The sequence below is a fragment of the Bacillus sp. JJ783 genome (assembly GCF_036963225.1).
GTDB lineage: Bacteria > Bacillota > Bacilli > Bacillales > Bacillaceae_G > Bacillus_A > Bacillus_A cereus_U.
Window position 1 is genome coordinate 1 of sequence record NZ_JBALMG010000160.1, and the last position, 4,754, is coordinate 4,754.

Genomic DNA, 4,754 nt, shown 5'->3' on the forward strand with positions numbered 1-4,754 from the left:
CCATTTGAAAAAAAGGTATATTATTTATACGAGGTATTAAAAATTCACTTCTTACATTCTATGCTTTAAGGGGCAGCATTATTAGAAAAAATAGAAGTGAAAATAGTTTGTATAAGAATTATTCTAAAATTTATAATCTGTGAATTGGGAAAATATTGAATGCTCCAGGTCAATATACTTTCTTGACTAAATGTATTTGTGAAAGTGACCTCAATATTTTTAAGTAAATCAACGGGAGAATTGAAAGGCAGGAGAAAGTAACATGTCAGAAAATTATCGTTCTCGAGAGGAGCGAAGACAAGTTCAAAAGAAAAAACAGCCAGCTTCTAAAAAAACAAAACCAAAAGGTAAAACATCGTTTTTTCGTAAATTTTTAATTAGTTGTTTATTACTTGGTATTGTAGGTTTAGTGGCAGGGGTGGCTACCTTTTTCGTTATGATAAAGGACGCGCCGAAACTTGAGAAAACAAAACTTGTTAATCCGTTATCCTCAAAAATTTATGATAAAGACGGGAATTTGGTATATGAATATGGGAAAGAAAAGCGGACGAATGTTACGTATGATCAAATTCCTAAATTGGTAGAAAATGCATTTTTAGCAACAGAAGATGCACGTTTTTATGAGCATAGCGGAGTAGACTTCAAAGGGACTACACGTGCAGTTTTAGTTAGTCTTAAAGGAGATTATGGCTCTCAAGGTGGAAGTACGATAACGCAGCAAGTTATTAAAAACTACTTCTTATCGATGGAAAAAACGTCAAAGCGTAAAGTTCAGGAAATATATTTAGCGTATAAGCTAGAACAACAGTATTCAAAACATGAAATATTAGAGATGTATTTAAATAAAATTAATTTAGGTAACCGTTCATATGGAATCGCAACAGCAGCACAAAACTACTACGGTAAAGAATTGAATGAGTTAACATTACCAGAAGTTGCGATGCTTGCCGGTTTACCGAAAGCGCCGAATAACTATGACCCAACGAAAAAAGAAAATGTTCAAAGGGCAACAGAAAGAAGAAATACTGTACTAGGGTTAATGAATCGACATGGCTATATAACAAAACAAGAAATGGAAGAAGCATCGAAAGTTGACGTAACAAAGGGTCTTAAGCCTGCAACAGAACTACAAACAATGCCATATCCTGCATTTATGGATGCGGTTGTGAAAGAAGTAGAAAAAGAACTGCCAGATGCTAATATTGGTTCTGACGGTTTAGAAATTTATACAACATTGGATCCGAAAGCACAGAAATTGGCTGATAATATTTTAAATACAAATATTATTGATTATCCAAATGATAATTTCCAAGGCGCTTTCACATTTATGGATACAAAAACAGGAGAAGTTCGCGCTATAGGTAGTGGACGCGGCGAAAATAAAGCAGTATTTAAAGGACATAATATGGCGATTGAATTAGATCGTGCAGCTGGCTCGACAATGAAGCCAATCTTTGATTACGCTCCAGCTATTGAATATTTAAAATGGGCTACTTATCATCAAATTGATGACTCTCCGTTTAAGTACTCAGATGGTCAAGAAGTTAGAAATGCAGACAGAAGTCATTTAGGACCAGTTACAATGCGTGATGCATTAAAAATGTCACGTAACATCCCGGCTATTAAAACAGCGAAAGAAGTAGGGATTAGTAAATCGAAAGAATTCTCAGAGAAATTAGGTATTACATTTAATGTAGCACCGACTGAATCAACAGCTATTGGTACAAATGAAGTGTCACCAACTGAAATTGCAGGTGCTTATGCGGCATTTGGTAATGATGGTAAGTATACGAAACCACATTTTGTTAAGAAAGTAGTTTATCCAGACGGCAAGTCACAAAGTTTTGGACAAAAACCAAAACAAGTTATGGCCGATTCTACAGCATATATGATTACTGATATGATGCGTTCTGTTGTTTCATCTGGAACAGGTACTGCCGCTAATATAGGTTCTTTAGATTTAGCAGGTAAAACAGGTACAACAAACTATTCTTCAAAACAAATAGCGCAATATAAACTACCAGAAAGTGCAACTCGTGATAGTTGGTTTGCAGGATATACACCGCAATATACGATGGCAGTATGGACTGGATATATGAAAGATGGTAAAGACGAGTATATTAGTAGTAAAAATACGAAGATTGCACAGTTGATCTTTAAAGAAATGATGAGCGAGATGGCTACAGATAAATCACGCTTTAAAATGCCAAGTAGTGTTATTCAAGAAGGTAGTGAGTTACGTATAAAAGGTGAAAAACGTGATTCATCTCCAAATACGAGCGTACCTAATACAACTGAGCAACCAAAACAAGACCAACAGCAAAAAACTGAAGAAGAGAAAAAGCAAGAAGAATTAAAGAAACAGGAAGAACTTAAGAAACAAGAAGAGCAAAAGAAACAAGATGAACTTAAGAAACAAGAAGAGCTTAAGAAACAAGAAGAGCAAAAGAAACAAGATGAATTAAATAAGCAAAATGAACAAAACAATGGAAATGGTCAAGGAAATACAACCCCACCGAATAACGGTGGAGGTCAAGGAAATACAACCCCACCGAATAACGGTGGAGGTCAAGGAAATACAACCCCACCGAACAACGGTGGAGGCCAAGGAAATACAACCCCACCGGGGGATCAAGGGAATACTACCCCACCGAATAACGGTGGAGGAGGCCAAGGGAATACAACTCCAACCCCACCAGCAACAACGCCACCAACTACTGGCGGGAACGCAGGAGAAGTCCCTGCCAATAATGGACAATAAATAATGTATTTGAAAAGCACGTAAGGAATCGCAAAAAGCGCTTCCTTACGTGCTTTTTGTATTTAAAAAGGTCGTGATTTCTTACGATTTTTTTAAATATTAAAAGTACCATAGAAATTTTGAAAGTAAATTGATGGGAAATGATAAAAAATTTGAGTAGGAGGTATTGGAGGATAGCCCGGGTTATAAAAACCAGTACTACTAGGATGTGTGCCATGATTCCAATAAGCAGGGGTGACTTGCCCAGGAGTTTGGAATTGTTGCCAAGTAGCAGGAAGCTCAATGCCAACATCAGAACTAGCTGTATGAACGGCGGGGACATGTATTGAAGGGACTGACGGGACAGCAGTAGTTATTCTTGGTGATACCCACATGAAACGATCACTCCTAAGTTTAATAATAAAATAGTATATTCTTTTAGAACATATAAAGGTACATATATAGGGCTTTCGCTTAAAACATAGGTATAAAGTCGTAAGACCAATTTAAATTGATGGTAGACCATTTAGTATGAAAAGATACGTCTATTAGCGGAGGGCAAGGGAACATGAAAAATATACAATTGATGTGTTGATTGCAATATTTTACGTGTTTATGGAGGAATTTTAATGGAACGATTATGGACGAAATCATTTATTCAAATGACTATCGCGATGTTATTTTTATTTACAGGGTTTTATTTACTAGTTCCAACGCTACCGCTCTTTATTAAAGAGATAGGTGGAAATGAATCACAAGTTGGACTGATGATGGGAATGTTTACAATAGCGGCAGTTGTAATACGACCGATTATTGGAGGAATGTTAGATCAATATGGTAGAAGATCTTTTATTATTTTCGGACTCATATTTTTTGGGATAACGATGTATTCGTATAATTTAGCATCGACTATTGTCCTTTTAGCTGTTTTACGCGTTATTCACGGAGTGACATGGGCCGTTTCTACAACAGCAGTTGGAACAGCTATAACTGATATTATTCCAGATTCACGTCGCGGAGAAGGAATGGGCTGGTATGGGATGGCGATGACAATTGCAATGGCAATCGGCCCGATGATTGGATTATGGGTTGTACAAAATTATTCATTTCATGGTCTATTCTTGTTAGCAACTCTTTTATCCTTTATGGCAGTCGTATTATCGTTAATAACGAAAATGCCATTCACGCCACAAAAAGAAAAAGGGAAAATCCAGCTATTTGAAAAATCTGTTTTATCAATTACAATTGTCATTTTCTTTTTATCGTTTGCATACGGAGGCATAACAACATTTTTACCGTTATTTGCGTCATCAATTGATGTGAATCCTGGGACGTTCTTTCTTGTATATGCAATTGCTTTAACAATTGTACGTCCGATTTCAGGAAAACTATTAGATAAGTACGGAGAAGTATTTATCATACTCCCGGCACTATGTATTACCATTTTAGCTATAGTTGTATTAACTATTTCAAATAGTTTAATGGGTATAATTATCGCAGCGGTATTATACGGTGTCGGATTCGGTTCAGCACAGCCCGCTTTACAAGCAGCGATGCTTACAATTGTTGATCCTAGTAAAAGAGGAGTTGCTAACGCTTCATTCTTTACCGCATTTGATTTAGGTATTGGATTAGGTGCGATTTTACTTGGAGTTGTTTCACAAATGTTTGGTTACCGTATTTTATTTGCTGGTAGTGCAATTTCTGGATTAATAGCTTTAATTCTTTTCGTTGTTTTTGTAAAACAACGATTAGGCAAAAAAGATTTTGCGTAAACAGGAAGAGAAAAGATGAAAATTTCAATTGAACATGATGCTCTACGATGGTTTAAGGAAGAATTGCGTATAAGGTATGATGAATCGATTTGATTTATCCCGCTATTTGTGGGCAGAAAGACTCCCACCTCAAAATTCGGCTGGAGCAAAGAAGTTAGGTAGGAGCCCCGCTGCCCGTAAACGCCCGATTGGTGTGGGCTAATAATCAGTGGGGGATGAAAACCTCCCACTGATTAAAG

At 36.6% G+C, this 4,754-nt stretch carries 3 protein-coding genes; 2 read left to right on the forward strand and 1 reads right to left on the reverse strand.

Translation table 11 applies throughout. From position 1 onward, the window contains the following. The first annotated feature begins 262 nt into the window (after positions 1–262). On the forward strand, positions 263–2,761 hold the full coding sequence (locus V7038_RS25960; protein ID WP_335695849.1) for a transglycosylase domain-containing protein: 2,499 nt from the start codon (positions 263–265) through the stop codon (positions 2,759–2,761). Between the two features lie 92 nt (positions 2,762–2,853). On the opposite strand, the gene V7038_RS25965 is transcribed toward V7038_RS25960, so the two are convergent. Beyond that, the gene (locus V7038_RS25965) at positions 2,854–3,135 is read right to left on the reverse strand and encodes a hypothetical protein (protein ID WP_002157939.1); all 282 of its coding nucleotides are present in this window, start codon (positions 3,133–3,135) and stop codon (positions 2,854–2,856) included. Between the two features lie 234 nt (positions 3,136–3,369). Here V7038_RS25965 and V7038_RS25970 point away from each other — a divergent pair, with 234 nt between their 5' ends. Next, on the forward strand, positions 3,370–4,515 hold the full coding sequence (locus tag V7038_RS25970; protein ID WP_002157938.1) for an MFS transporter: 1,146 nt from the start codon (positions 3,370–3,372) through the stop codon (positions 4,513–4,515). Positions 4,516–4,754: the final 239 nt, after the last annotated feature.